We start from the raw sequence: 13,281 nt of genomic DNA, 5'->3' as shown, positions 1-13,281 counted from the left end.
ATGTATTAGTGTTTAAATGGTCCGGTCAACGATTTCTTCTCTTTCTCTTTTCGCATCCCTGGACCCGCACCCGCCTATGAAACGCACCTACGAAAGTCTGCGCAGCGCCGCCTGGATGGCCAAGGACGACCTGCGCTCGTTTGGCCACCGCTCGCGCATGATGCAGATGGGCTATGGCCCCGACGACTGGGCCGGCCGCCCCATCATCGCCATCATCAATACGTGGTCCGACCTGAACCCCTGCCACAGCCACTTCAAGCAGCGGGTCGAGGACGTCAAGCGCGGCGTGTTCCAGGCCGGCGGCTTCCCGGTGGAACTGCCGGCCATCTCGGTGTCCGAATCGTTCGTCAAGCCCACCACCATGCTGTACCGGAACATGCTGGCGATGGAGGCCGAGGAACTGCTGCGCAGCCACCCGGTGGACGGCGCGGTGCTGCTGGGCGGGTGCGACAAGACCACGCCGGGCCTCTTGATGGGCGCCATCAGCGCCGGGCTGCCCTGTGTCTACGTGCCCGCCGGCCCGATGCTGCGCGGCAACTGGAAGGGCAAGATCCTGGGCTCCGGCTCGGACGCCTGGAAGCTGTGGGACGAGCGCCGCGCCGGCAAGATCACGCAGGAACAATGGACCGAGGTCGAAGGCGGCATCGCCCGCAGCTACGGCACCTGCATGACGATGGGCACGGCCAGCACCATGACCGCCATCGCCGAGGCCATCGGCATGACGCTGCCGGGGGCCTCGTCGATCCCGGCGGCCGACGTCAACCACATGCGCATGTCGGCCGAATGCGGCCGCCGCGTGGTCGAGATGGTGTGGGACGACCTGACGCCGCAGCGCATCCTGACGCTGGCCTCGTTCAAGAACGCCATCAACGTGGCCATGGCCATGGGCTGCTCCACCAACGCCATCATCCACCTGGTGGCCATGTCGCGTCGCGCCGGCCATCCTGTGGGCCTGGACGACTTCGACGCCGCCAGCCGCAAGGTGCCGGTCATCGCCAATATCCGGCCCAGCGGCGACAAGTACCTGATGGAAGACTTCTTCTACGCCGGCGGCCTGCCGGCGCTGATGTCGCGCCTGGAAGGCCACCTGGACCTGTCGGCCATGACCGTCACCGGCAAGACGCTGGGCGAGAACATCGCCGGCGCCGAGGTCTACAACGACGACGTCATCCGCAAGCTCGACACCGCCATCTACGACGAGGGCGCGCTGGCGGTCCTGCGCGGCAACATCGCGCCGGACGGCTGCGTCATCAAGCCCAGCGCCTGCGCCCCGCAGTACCTGCGACACACCGGCCCGGCGCTGGTGTTCGACGACTATCCCAGCATGAAAGCCGCGGTCGACGACGAGAACCTGGACGTCACCGCCGACCACATCATGATCCTGCGTAACGCCGGCCCGCAGGGCGGCCCCGGCATGCCGGAATGGGGCATGCTGCCGATCCCCACCAAGCTGGTCAAGCAGGGCGTGCGCGACATGCTGCGCCTGTCCGACGCCCGCATGAGCGGCACCAGCTACGGCGCCTGCATCCTGCACGCGGCGCCCGAAGCCTACATCGGCGGCCCGCTGGCGCTGGTCAAGACCGGCGACCTGATCACCGTCGACGTGCCGGCCCGCAGCATCCACCTGAACGTCAGCGACGAGGAGCTGGCCGCGCGCCGCGCCGCCTGGACGCCGCCGCCCAAGCGCTACGAGCGCGGCTACGGCTGGATGTACTCGCAACACATCCTGCAGGCCGACGAGGGCTGCGACTTCGACTTCCTCGAGACCAGCTTCGGCGCGCCCGTGCCGGAACCGGAAATCTTCTGAACCCGCCATCCCCTGAATCGCTTTCCCTGGAGTTTTCCGTGTCAGACATGAATCCCGCCACCCGCGCCAAGCTGGCCGGCATCAGCACCGCCACGCTGTGCACCGCCTTGTTCAAGCGCGGCCTGCGCAACCAGTTCATCCAGGACGTGCGGCCGCTGAACGCGACGCTGCCCAACATGGTCGGCCCGGCCTTCACGCTGCGCTACATCCCGGCGCGCGAGGACCTGAACACCATCAAGGTGTTCGAGGACCGCGCCCATCCGCAGCGCGCCGCGGTCGAGACCTGCCCGCCCGGCGCGGTGCTGGTGATGGACAGCCGCAAGGACCCGCGCGCCGCCTCGGCCGGTTCGATCCTGGTGACCCGCCTGATGAAGCGCGGCGTGGCCGGCGTGGTCACCGACGGCGGTTTTCGCGACTCGCCCGAGATCGCCGAACTCGGCTTTCCCGCGTACCACAACCGGCCGTCCGCGCCGACCAACCTGACGCTGCACCAGGCGCTGGATATCAATGCGCCCATCGGCTGCGGCGACGTGGCCGTGTTTCCCGGCGACATCGTCGTGGGCGACCGCGAGGGCGTGGTGGTGATCCCCGCGCACCTGGCCGACGAGATCGCGGACGAAGCGGTGGAAATGACCGCGTTCGAGGACTTCGTCACCAGCCAGGTGCAGGCCGGCGCCTCGATCCTGGGCCTGTATCCGCCCACCGACCCGGCCACCAAGGACAAGTTCGCCGCGTGGCGCAAAGAACAGGGCCGTTGAGCCCTGGCGCCGGCCGACCGGCCGGCGACCCATGCCTATAAAACACAGAGGGCAGGAGACAAGCATGAACAAGCAACGTCGCAGCGCGCTGGCCGCGCTGCTGGCAGGACCGCTGCTGGGCGCGTGGGCGCTGCCGGCCACGGCCGCCGAGTGGCCGGCGCAGAAGCCGATTTCCTACGTGGTGCCGTTCACCGTGGGCGGCTCCACCGACGTGGTCGGCCGCGTGCTGGCGCAGAAGCTGGGCGACCGGCTGCACCAGAACGTCATCGTCGAGAACAAGCCGGGCGCCGCCGGCGGCATCGGCGCCACCTACGTGGCCAAGGCCGCGCCCGACGGCTACACGCTGTTCGGCGGCACCATCAGCACTCACGCCATCAACGCCAGCCTCTACAAGAACCTGAAGTACGACCCGGTCAAGGACTTCGAGCCGGTCTCGCTGATCGCCTATCTGCCCAACGTGCTGCTGGTCGACCCGAACCTGGGCGTGAACTCGGTGGCCGACCTGATCGCGCTGCTCAAGAAGGATCCGTCCAAGCGCACCTTCGCCTCGTCCGGCGCCGGCACCTCCACCCACCTGGCCGGCGAACTGTTCTCCGGCATGATCGGCGTGCCGCTCACGCACGTGCCCTACAAGGGCACGCCGCCCGCCATGGTCGATGTGTCCTCGGGCGCGGTCACCTTCATGTTCGACCAGATGACCGCCGCCTTGCCGCTCTTGCAGACCGGCAAGCTCAAGCTGCTGGCCGTCACCACCAAGGACCGCATCTCGCTGGCCCCGGACGTGCCGACCATGCAGGAGGCCGGCGTGCCTGGCTTCCAGATGGCGTCGTGGCAGGCGGTGTATGCGCCCAAGGGCACGCCCAAGCCCATCCTCGACAAGCTCGCCGCCGAGATTGCCGTGATCCTGAAGGAACCCGACGTGCAGGAAAAGCTCGGCAAGACCATGGGCATGGAGCTGGTCGGCAGCACGCCCGAGGAACTGCGCGCCCTGATGGCCACGGAGATCCCGCGCTGGGCGGAGGTGGTGAAGAAATCGGGGGCGACGGTGGAATGATGACCGCCAATATCAGGGTTTCAGGCTCAGCTTCGGCACCAGCGCGTTGAAGGCCTGTTCCTGCCGCGCCACGTCGGCCGCGAATTGCGGTTGGTCGGCGTATGAGGGCGTCAGGTTCTGCTTGCGCATCAGGGCCTGGAAGTCCTGCGATTGGGCCACCTGGCGCGCGGCGTTGCGCCATTTTTCGATGGCGTCGGCCGGCGCCGACTTCGGCAGGCCGATGCCGCGCCAGACGCTGAACTGCAGGTCGGCGCCGCGTTCCTTCATGGTCGGCACGCCCGGCAGGTTGTCGAGCCGTTTCGGCGCCATCACGGCCAGGGTGCGCAGCTTGCCGGTGTCCACGTGCTGCTGCAGTTCGGCATAGGCCACCGTGGTGGCCTGCACGTCGCCCGCCAGCAGGCCCATGATGGCCGGCGCCGATCCCTGGTAGGGCACGTGCACGAACTTCACGCCGGTCTGCTCGCCCAGCGCCGCGGCCGCCATGTGCGGCACGGTGCCGATGCCGGCGTTGGACACCGCCACCCGCTCGGGATTCTTTCGGGCGTAGTCCAGGAATTCCTCCACCGTCTTCCACGGCGCGTCGGCCCGCACCGTGACCGACGACGGATCATCGGTGAAGCGGGCGATGGGCTGGAAGTCCTTGACCGTGGTCTTGCCGATGCCCATCAGCGGCACCACCAGCATCTCGGGCGTCATCAGCACCAGCCTGTAGCCGTCGGGCTGCGCGTTGGCCACATACGACCAGCCGATCGAACCGCTGGCGCCGGGCTTGTTGATCACCACGGTGGGCTGCGCCAGCAGCGGCGGGCGCACCGCTTCGGCGATGGCGCGGGCGGTGTTGTCGCTGCCGCCGCCGGGCTGGTAGGCGACCACCAGTTCCATCGAGCGGCTGGGATAGTCGGCCGCCATCGCGGCGGGAGCGGCGGTGGCGCAGGCCAGGAAGGACAGGGCGCTGAAGGCCAGCGCGGGCAGGCGGGTGCGGGTCATGGTGGCTCCGGTATCAGTAGCCCAGGGCTGAAAGATCCGCCAATGTCTGGCGGGTGATGGCGAGGGTGCGTTCGCGTTCGGCGCCGGCCAGGTCCAGGCGCGGCGGCTTGACGGTTTCGGCGCTGCCGGTGATCAGGTGCTCGGCCAGCTTGATGTGCTGCACCAGCTTGACCACGGTGTCCAGGTGGAACAGCGGCGTGAGGGCCGCGTACAGCGTGCGGGCGCGCTTGAAGTCGCCTTCGACCGCCAGCCGCAGCAGGTCCACCGACGCTTTCGGCACGGCGTTGGCCATGCCCGAGACCCAGGCGGTCACGCCCAGCGCGGCGCTTTCCAGCACCAGGTCGTCGACGCCGCAGACCACCGCCAGGCGGTCGCCGAAGCGCGTGATCAGGTCGGTCACGCGGGTGGTGTCGTAGGATTCCTCCTTGATGGCGACGATGGTCGGTTCCTCCAGCAACTGCGCCACCAGGTCCGGCGTCAGGTCGACGCCGTAGCCGCGCGGGTTGTTGTACAGCAGGATGGGCAGGGGACTGGCCTGCGCCACGCCGCGGTAGAACGCCACCGTTTCGCGCTCGTCCGACTTGTAGGTCAGGCCGGGAAACACCATCAGCCCATCGACGCCGATCTGCGCCGCCTGGCGCGCGAATGCCGCCGCGCGCGCGGTGCCGGTCTCGGCCACGCCCGACACCACCGGCACGCGGCCGCGCACGGTCTCGACCGCGATGCGCAGCACCTCCAGCTTTTCCTCGGGCGCGAGCTGGGCGTTTTCGCCCACCATGCCCATCATCACCACGCCGCCCACGCCATTGGCGATCAGGCGCTCCAGGCCCTGGCGGATGGCGTCCGCGTCCAGCGAGAAATCGGGCTTCAGTTTGGTGGTGACCGCGGGAAATACGCCTTGCCATTGAATGCTCATGCTGCCGCTCCTGTTGCGTGATCCGCCCGGTTTGTACTGTCGGGCTATTGATTGGATATTGGATCCAAAATAAAAGAGCCAGAAAAACGAGGCGCGAAGGCCCCGAACCAGCGCCCCGGGAAGGGCGTCGATTTCTGCTGGATCATGGATCCAATATACTCACATTAAACGGGTTCCGGACACCGGCTGTCTCTCGGGGTTTTCCTGGGCGTGGGGCAGGTTGAGCGGATCCGCCGCCGTCCGGCGTCCGCCGGGCGGAATCTTCCACCGGATGTGACGTGTCCCAGAATTCCTCTCCCGCCAGCGCCACCCAACCCCGCGTCGCCGCCGGATCCGCCGGTCGCCTGGTGCGCAAGACCGCCGTCGACCTGGTGGTCGACGAACTGCGCGACCGCATCCTGTCTGGCGCGATCGCGCCGGGCTCCGCCCTGCGCCAGGAACTGCTGGCCGAGGAACTGGGGGTGAGCCGGCTGCCGGTGCGCGAGGCGATCCGCCAGCTCAGCGCCGAAGGGTTGGTGGACATGATCGCGCACCGCGGCGCCTACGTCTCGATGCTGTCGCGCGCCGAAGTGCAGGAATTCTTCGACATCCGCCTGCGGCTCGAACCCTGGCTGCTGCGGCTGGCGGTGTCGCAGCACACGCCCGAGGAACTGGACGAGGCGGCGCGCATCGTGGCGCGGATGGACAGCGCCGAACCGCAGCAGTGGGGCCGCTTGAATTGGCAACTGCACGAACTGCTGTACCGCGCCGCGCAGCGGCCAGCGGCGCTGGCCATGGTGCGCGCGCTGCATGAAAAATCCGAACGCTATTTCCGCTTCCAGATCGTCAACGCGCCGATCCGCCAGCAGGCCCACGACGAGCACAGCGCGCTGATCGCGTTCTGTCGCCAGGGCCGCGCCGGCGAGGCCGAGGCGGCGCTGGAACACCACATTGCCGAGGCCGCCGAGCAGATCCTGGCGATTGTCGATCACCTGCTCGATACGACCGCGGCGCCGGCGTAGCGGCACAGCCGACGCAAAAACGCCGGCCGGGGAAACTCCCTCGGCCGGCGCGCAGCGGGCGCGTGTCGCGCCCGCGCCGAGTCCGCGCGTGACTCAGTTGATCTTGATGTTGCGTTCCTTCACCAGCACCTTCCACTGCGCGGTTTCCTTGGCCAGGTAGTCGCGCAGTTCGTCGGGCGTGCCGCCTATGGATTCGGCGCCGATCGAATCCAGCGTCGCCTTGACCTTGGGCTCGTTCAGGGCCTGGCGCATGGCCGCGTTCAGTTTGGCCACGACCTCGGGCGGCGTGCCGGCCGGCGCGAAGGCGGCGAACCAGGGCATCAGCTCGTAGCCGGGCAGGCCGCTTTCGGCCACGGTGGGCACGTTGGGCAGCGCCGCAGAGCGCTTGGCGGTGGTCACCGCCAGCGCGCGCAGCTTGCCGGCCTCGATGTGCGGCTTGGCCGAGGTGATGCTGTCGAACATGTAGTCCACCTGGCCGCCCAGCAGGTCGGCGATGGCCGGGCCGCTGCCCTTGTAGGGCACGTGCAGCATGTCGATCTTGGCCATCGACACGAACAGCTCGCCCGCCAGGTGGATCGAGGTGCCGACGCCGGCCGAGGCGTAGGTGTAGTGGTTGGGCTGCGCCTTGGCTTTGGCTATCACTTCGTCCACGCTCTTGACGTCGTTGCGCGCGGGGTTGGTGACCAGCACGTTCGGCACCACCGCCAGCAGCGAGATCGGCGCGAAGTCCTTGATCGGGTCGTAGTTCAGGTCGGCGTACAGCGCCGGGTTCACGGCCATGCCGTTGGCCACGATCAGGATGGTGTAGCCGTCCGGCTTGGAACGCGCCACGCTGGCCGCGCCGATGTTGCCGCCGGCGCCGGCGCGGTTCTCGACGATGAACGAGGTGTTGAGCTGCTTGCCCATCGATTCCCCCAACGTGCGGGCGATGCTGTCCATCGCGCCGCCCGGCGGGAACGGCACGATCCACTTGACCGGCCGGTCGGGGTAGTTGTCGGCCAGGGCGGTGCCGGCGGCGCCGAGCAGGGCCAGGCCCATGCAGGCCCGGGCGAGGTGTTTGAAGGCGTGGCGCAATGCCATGTCGTGTCTCCGTGTGCTTGAATTATTTTTCCGCGCGCCGATACGTGGCCGGCGCGCGGGAACAGCCGTGGGGCAGGGCGCGTCAGCGGTCCCTGCGGTAGAAAGCCAGTTTGTCTTCGTCCAGTTCCAGGCCCAGGCCCGGACCGGTGGGGATCTCCATCGCGAAATCGGCGTAGCGCGGCGGGTTGGCGACGATGTCGTCCTTGAGCAGCAGCGGGCCGAATAGTTCGGTGCCCCACGACAGCCGCGGCAGGCAGGCAAAGCCGTGGGCCGAGGCGATCGAGCCGACCGAGCCTTCCAGCATGGTGCCGCCGTACAGCGACATGCCGGCGGCGTCGCCGACCGCGGCGGTGCGCAGCATTTCGTGGATGCCGCCCGACTTGGCGATCTTCAGCGCCAGCACGTCGGCCGCGCCCAGGCGGGCGATGGCCAGCGCGTCCTCGGGGCCATTGATGGCTTCGTCGGCCATGATGGGCACCACGAAGCGCGCCGCCAGCCGCGCCATGCCGGCCAGGTTGGCGCGCGGGATGGGTTGTTCGATCAGGTCGACGCCGGCCGCTTCCAGGCGCGCGATGGCGCCGGCCGCGTCGGCCTCGTTCCAGGCCTGGTTGACGTCCACGGTGACGCGGGCGCGCTCGCCCAGCGCCTGCTTGATGCGCGACACGTGGGCCACGTCGTCGGCCACGGCGCGGCGGCCGACCTTGAGCTTGAAGGTGTTGTGGCGGCGGCTGGCGAGCAGCGACTCGGCTTCCTCGATGTCGCGCGCGGTGTCGCCGCTGGCCAGGGTCCACAGCACCGGCAGGCTGGCGCGCACGGCGCCGCCCAGCAGGGTCGAGACCGACACGCCCAGGCGCTTGCCCTGGGCATCGAGCAGCGCGCTTTCCAGCGCCGACTTGGCGAAGCGGTTGCCGCGCGCCACGGTTTCCAGGCGCCGCATGGCGGCGTGGATGTTGGCCGCGTCCAGGCCGGCCAGCGCTGGCGCCAGGTAGGTGTCGATGGCCAGCTTGATGCCTTCCGGGCTTTCCTCGCCATACGCCAGGCCGCCGATGGTGGTGGCTTCGCCGATGCCCTCGATGCCGTCGCTGCAGCGCAGGCGCACGATCACCAGCGTCTGGCGCTGCATCACGGCCATGGCCAGCTGGTGGGCGCGGATGGTCGGCAGATCCACCAGGATCGCCTCGACCGAGTTTATCGTTACCGGATTCATACTTTCCAAGGCAGGTTCTTCAGGGCAAGCGCAGTATCGCTTGCGTTACACGGCCAAGTCCAAGACTATATGGGTCTCCATTTATACCTATAGGGTTTGGATAGCCATGGAACTCAGGCACCTGCGGTATTTCCAGGCGGTGGCGCGCGAGGGCAGCTTCACCCGCGCCGCCGAAGCGCTGCACATGGCGCAGCCGCCGCTCAGCCGCCAGATCCGCCAGATGGAAGAGGAACTGGGCGTGGCGCTGTTCGAGCGCACCACCCGCGCGCTGCGGCTGACCGAGGCCGGGCGGTTCCTGCTGGAGCAGTCGCGCCTGCTGACCGCAAGGCTGGACGAAGTGCTGGAGGGCACGCGCCGGCTGGGCCAGGCGCGGCGCCGCTGGTTCGGCATCGGCTTCGTGCCGTCGACGCTGTATGGCTTCGTGCCCGAGCTGATCCGGCAATTGCGCGGCGCTGACGCGCAGGTCGAGGTCGGCTTGCTGGAGATGACCACGCTGCCGCAACTGGAGGCGCTCAAGGCCGGCCGCATCGACCTGGGCATCGGCCGCATCCTGCTGGACGATCCGGCGATCGAGCGCCGCGTGCTGATGACCGAGCCGCTGATGGCCGCCGTGCCGCTGCGCCATCCGCTGGCCGGCTGCGACAGCGTGTCGGTCGACCGGCTGGCGCAGGAGCCGTTCCTGCTGTATCCGGCCCGGCCGCGGCCCAACTTCGCCGACCACGTGCTGGACCTGTTCCGCGCCGCCGGCCATGCGCCGCAGGTGGCGCAGGAGGCCAACGAATTGCAGACCGCCATCGGCCTGGTGGCGGCCGGCCTGGGCGTGACGGTGGTGCCGGCCTCGGTGCAGCGCCTGCAACGGCGCGACGTGGCCCACGTGCGCATCGACGCCGAGGCCTTCGTGTCGCCGGTGATCGCCAGCTATCGCAAGGACGACGCCTCGCCGTTCCTGGCGCAGGCGCTGGCCCTGGCGCAGCAATTGGCCAAGGGGTAACAAAGCGTAGGCGCGGCGGTTGCGGCGGGTCGGCTTGCGGCACACTACGCGCTTGCCAATCCCGTGCTTCCAATAACAACCGTCATAGGGACCCTAGCAATGCTGATCGTCAACATCCAGAACAAGGCCAAATGGCTGTTTTCCCAACTGGGACAACTGGTCATCGCCGTGGGCCTGTTGTCGCTGGTATTCAATTACGCCTACCGCTACACCGTCGATCGTGATATCAACTCGCCGGGCTTCTACCTGGCCACCGTGGCGCTGGCGCTGGTCGTGTTCCTGGCGGTCCGCAAGGACTACGTGCTCGTGAACCGCTATGCCTTCAGCGAAACCGAGATCGTGGTCAGCACGTTGCTGGGTGTGAAAAAGACCTACCCCACGTCGCAATATGAATTCGTGCCGTCGCTGCACAAGGCGGTGAACGTGCCCGAGCAGAAGGCCTCGCTGTCTTTCTACGTGCGCGATGCGCAGAGCAAGAAGAACATCCGCAACTACTCCTGGGCCGGCTTCTCGCCCGAGGATTTCCAGGCGGTTTCACGCCTGTATGGCTATCGCGGCGATACCGATTTCAAGCAGAAGGATTTCGGCCGCGGCTGATCCGGCGCCGCGCGTGCCGTCAGGCCTTGCGGCAGACCCAGCCCTTGAACGTCAGCGCGGCGTAGAACAGCTCGATATCGGTAAAGCCGGCGTCGCGCAGGATGGCCTCGTCTGCCTGCGGATCCAGCACGGGCAGCTTGTCGCGCATCGCTTGCATGCCGTCGCGCGCCTGCGTGGCCGGCAGGCCGGCGGCGGTGATGAAGGCGGCATTGCGTGCCAGCCACGCATCGCGCCGTTGCAACGGAAAACTGTGGTGGGCGACGATGAACGGGGCGCCGGGGCGCAGGCGGCGGCTCACTTCACGCACCGTGCGCAGGCGTTCCTGGGGCGCCAGGAAGTGCAGCGTCAGCAGGCAGGTCGCGCCGTCGTAGGGGCCTTCGGGGGCATCGTCGATATAGCCTTGGCGCAAAGTGGCGCGCGGCGCCAGCTCGCCCAGCGTGGCGCGGGCCTGGCGCAGCATGTCCGCGGAGGGATCGACGCCGTCCAGGCGCCAGTGCGGGCCGCTTTCGGCCAGTGCTTTCAGTTCCAGGCCGCCGCCGGCGCCCAGCACCAGGAGATGGCCGTCGGCGGGCGTCTGCTCGGCCATCAGCACGCCGATCATGCGGTGCAGGTCGCGCAGGCCCGGCACATGGCGGGCGACGCGGTCGGCATAGTCGTCCGAGGCGCCGGGGGTTTGGGCAAAGGTCATGCGCGGCTCCGCGAGGACACTCGGAACAGGGTGTGTTTCATGAAACATATGATGTTTCATGAAACGCCGCGCGTCAAGCGATGCGCCAGCGTGATGCGGGGTCAGGCCGCGAAGGACCGTGACGCCGCGGGGCGGGGAAAGTCGGGCAGCACGATATCGCTGTGGCCAGGACGCACCCAACGCACCCGTTCGCGGGTGGCGTCGATGCAGCCGCCCTCGGCGTAGACGCCCTGCGGATCGCGGATCCGCATCATGCGCGCCAGGACGGCAGCGGTGACCTCGGGGTCGGCCAGCGTCCGGTGCACATGTTCCTTGACGATGGCTTCGTCGATGAAGGGCTTGCCGGCCGCGTCGGCGCGCAGGCCATGGCGCCAGTGGAAGATCTCGACGCACTTGGAGGCCAGCGTGTAGGGCGCGCCGCGTTCCCAGAAATTGTTGAACAGGCCCCCGCCCAGGTAGAAAACCCAGGAGCCTTCGTAGCCCTCGACGTCGGAGGACGCGGCGTCGGGATTGCGGAACCAGAGTCGGTCACCCGGCACGTAGAAGCGCTGCGGCAGCGGCGCGTCCAGCGCGCCGTATTCCTGCAGGAAGGTCTCGTGAAAGCTGCCGGACATGACCGCGCGCGTTTCCCACTGGCGTTGCAGGCGCTGGCCCAATTCGGGATTGGCATCGCGCAGTTCCTGCGCGATGCCGAGCACGGTGACGTATTCGGTGGCGCGATAGCACGAGAACGCGTACAACTGGCCCGAGGCCTCGGGTTGCGTGGCCTTGCGCAGGCCGTCGATCAGCGAGCGGCCCGGCAGCACCGTGAAGCCGCGCGCCTCGTCGTAGGTCCAGTAGTCTTCGGGCCGCTCGGCGTGTTCAGTGTCGAAGGCCAGCGCCGTTTTGGCGGCGGCGCGCACGATGTAGCGGCGGATGCGCACGGCCGATTCCAGTTCCGCGACCGTGGGAAAGGCGAAGGCGACCGGGCTGGCCAGCATCGCCAGCACGATCTCGCGATCGAGGTCGGCGTCGTTGGCGTCGGTGCGCAGGCTCAGTGCCCGCGCCACGCCCGTGGTGTCGTGGTCGGGCAGGTAGCTGGCGGCGAAACCCGGGGTGAGCGCGGCATGTGCGCCGGCGGCGCCGGGTTGCGCCTGGCAGTGGGCGGCGGCGCGCAGGCCCAGGTCGGACAGGAAATGTTGCGTCATCGCCAGCGCGCCGCTGGCGTGAATGACGATTCCGCCCGGATCGGGAAGGTGCTGCTGCGGGGTAGACGGCATGGGATACGAACCGGAAGGCAACGGAGAGGATATGGATAGGCGCAAGCGGGGCCGGGTTCCCGCCGGGCGGCAAACGCGCGTGAACATCTGTTTCAGGCCGTGCACTCGCGTGGGGGCAGGCCCGTCGGTCTGAATCGATTGTAGGGGCGATGCCTTAATATCAGCTGTATGAATGCCGCACGCCGGGGGCATGATCGTCATGCCGCTGTCATGCGCGGGCGGGGGCCTCCGGCGCGTGGCATGATGGGCAAGGGCCGGCAGGTGCCGGTGCCAGACCTGATCGACGCCAGGAGACGACGCACATGGCCCATCCCTTGTCCGCCGGTGTGATGGCCTTGTACCAGGCGCATGCGGCGGCGTTCGAGCGCGACCGCGGCAACACACTGATCGAGCGCGCGTGGCTGGCGGATTTCCTGGCGGCGCTGCCGGCGGACGCGCCGCGAGTGCTGGACATCGGTTGCGGCACCGGCATGCCGATCGCCGGCCACCTGATCGAGCACGGTTGCCGGATTACCGGCGTCGATAGTTCGACCGCGTTGCTGGCGCGCGCCGCCGCGCGCTTTCCCGAGCAGGCCTGGATCGCCGCCGACATGCGCCAGCTGCCTTGCGCCGGGCCGTTCGACGGCCTGATCGCGTGGCACAGCTTCTTCCATCTGTCGCCCGAGGACCAGCGGCCCATGTTCACGCAGTTCCGGCGCCTGGCCGCGCCGGGCGCGGCGCTGATGTTCACCAGCGGTACGACGCTGGGCGAGGCCATTGGCCAGCTCGACGGCCAGCCGCTTTATCACGGCAGCCTGGACAGCGCCGAATACCGCGAGCTGCTCGCGGCCAACGGCTTCGAGGTATTGCGCCACGTCGAATGGGACGCCGCTTGCGGCAACGCGACGGTGTGGCTGGCCAGGCGGACCTGAGCCAGGCGGGGCGACGGGCCGTCAG

At 68.4% G+C, this 13,281-nt stretch carries 13 protein-coding genes; 7 read left to right on the top strand and 6 right to left on the bottom strand.

All coding sequences use genetic code 11. The features are described from left to right. Positions 1–76 precede the first annotated feature (76 nt). The 3 genes from araD to ACUTAG_RS30750 all read left to right on the top strand — a co-directional run bounded on the left by araD (position 77) and on the right by ACUTAG_RS30750 (position 3,619). Entirely contained in the window at positions 77–1,807 is a 1,731-nt protein-coding gene (gene araD, locus ACUTAG_RS30760; protein ID WP_006385339.1) for an L-arabinonate dehydratase, read from the top strand. Positions 1,808–1,854: 47 nt separating this feature from the next. Beyond that, positions 1,855–2,565, top strand: coding sequence for a ribonuclease activity regulator RraA (locus tag ACUTAG_RS30755; protein WP_026383117.1), 711 nt, complete (start codon positions 1,855–1,857; stop codon positions 2,563–2,565). Positions 2,566–2,629: 64 nt separating this feature from the next. Next, positions 2,630–3,619, top strand: coding sequence for a Bug family tripartite tricarboxylate transporter substrate binding protein (locus tag ACUTAG_RS30750; protein WP_049054312.1), 990 nt, complete (start codon positions 2,630–2,632; stop codon positions 3,617–3,619). 12 nt (positions 3,620–3,631) lie between these two features. Here the strand turns inward: ACUTAG_RS30750 and ACUTAG_RS30745 are convergent, their stop codons facing one another. Together ACUTAG_RS30745 and ACUTAG_RS30740 are read right to left on the bottom strand one after the other, a co-directional pair. Beyond that, the gene (locus ACUTAG_RS30745) at positions 3,632–4,606 is read right to left on the bottom strand and encodes a tripartite tricarboxylate transporter substrate binding protein (protein ID WP_446650442.1); all 975 of its coding nucleotides are present in this window, start codon (positions 4,604–4,606) and stop codon (positions 3,632–3,634) included. Positions 4,607–4,619: 13 nt separating this feature from the next. Beyond that, positions 4,620–5,522, bottom strand: coding sequence for a dihydrodipicolinate synthase family protein (locus tag ACUTAG_RS30740; RefSeq protein WP_006385344.1), 903 nt, complete (start codon positions 5,520–5,522; stop codon positions 4,620–4,622). Between the two features lie 278 nt (positions 5,523–5,800). Between ACUTAG_RS30740 and ACUTAG_RS30735 the strand changes: the two genes are divergently transcribed. After that, positions 5,801–6,523, top strand: a complete 723-nt coding sequence (locus tag ACUTAG_RS30735; RefSeq protein ID WP_006385345.1) for a GntR family transcriptional regulator — start codon at positions 5,801–5,803, stop codon at positions 6,521–6,523. 93 nt (positions 6,524–6,616) lie between these two features. Here ACUTAG_RS30735 and ACUTAG_RS30730 read toward each other — a convergent pair whose 3' ends face one another. Further along, positions 6,617–7,603, bottom strand: coding sequence for a tripartite tricarboxylate transporter substrate binding protein (locus tag ACUTAG_RS30730; protein ID WP_446650441.1), 987 nt, complete (start codon positions 7,601–7,603; stop codon positions 6,617–6,619). 82 nt (positions 7,604–7,685) lie between these two features. Further along, positions 7,686–8,810: a muconate/chloromuconate family cycloisomerase gene (locus tag ACUTAG_RS30725; RefSeq protein WP_076469389.1), complete on the bottom strand. Its 1,125-nt coding sequence runs from the start codon at positions 8,808–8,810 to the stop codon at positions 7,686–7,688. Between the two features lie 106 nt (positions 8,811–8,916). Between ACUTAG_RS30725 and ACUTAG_RS30720 the strand changes: the two genes are divergently transcribed. Beyond that, positions 8,917–9,801 (top strand): LysR family transcriptional regulator, encoded by an 885-nt coding sequence (locus ACUTAG_RS30720; RefSeq protein WP_006385348.1) that lies wholly within the window; start codon positions 8,917–8,919, stop codon positions 9,799–9,801. Positions 9,802–9,900: 99 nt separating this feature from the next. After that, positions 9,901–10,398: a hypothetical protein gene (locus ACUTAG_RS30715; protein ID WP_054481460.1), complete on the top strand. Its 498-nt coding sequence runs from the start codon at positions 9,901–9,903 to the stop codon at positions 10,396–10,398. Positions 10,399–10,417: 19 nt separating this feature from the next. Here ACUTAG_RS30715 and ACUTAG_RS30710 read toward each other — a convergent pair whose 3' ends face one another. Both ACUTAG_RS30710 and ACUTAG_RS30705 read right to left on the bottom strand, forming a co-directional pair. Continuing rightward, complete coding sequence (locus ACUTAG_RS30710; protein WP_446650440.1) at positions 10,418–11,086, bottom strand: class I SAM-dependent methyltransferase; 669 nt, start codon at positions 11,084–11,086, stop codon at positions 10,418–10,420. Positions 11,087–11,187: 101 nt separating this feature from the next. After that, on the bottom strand, positions 11,188–12,345 hold the full coding sequence (locus tag ACUTAG_RS30705) for a hypothetical protein (protein WP_427201384.1): 1,158 nt from the start codon (positions 12,343–12,345) through the stop codon (positions 11,188–11,190). A 302-nt stretch (positions 12,346–12,647) separates the two neighbouring features. Here ACUTAG_RS30705 and ACUTAG_RS30700 point away from each other — a divergent pair, with 302 nt between their 5' ends. Then, on the top strand, positions 12,648–13,256 hold the full coding sequence (locus ACUTAG_RS30700) for a class I SAM-dependent DNA methyltransferase (RefSeq protein WP_054507478.1): 609 nt from the start codon (positions 12,648–12,650) through the stop codon (positions 13,254–13,256). Positions 13,257–13,281: the final 25 nt, after the last annotated feature.

The organism is Achromobacter sp. CSND-B12 (assembly GCF_052906545.1).
Note: the sequence above shows the minus strand (reverse complement) of the source record. Positions and strands in the feature narration are given on the sequence as shown.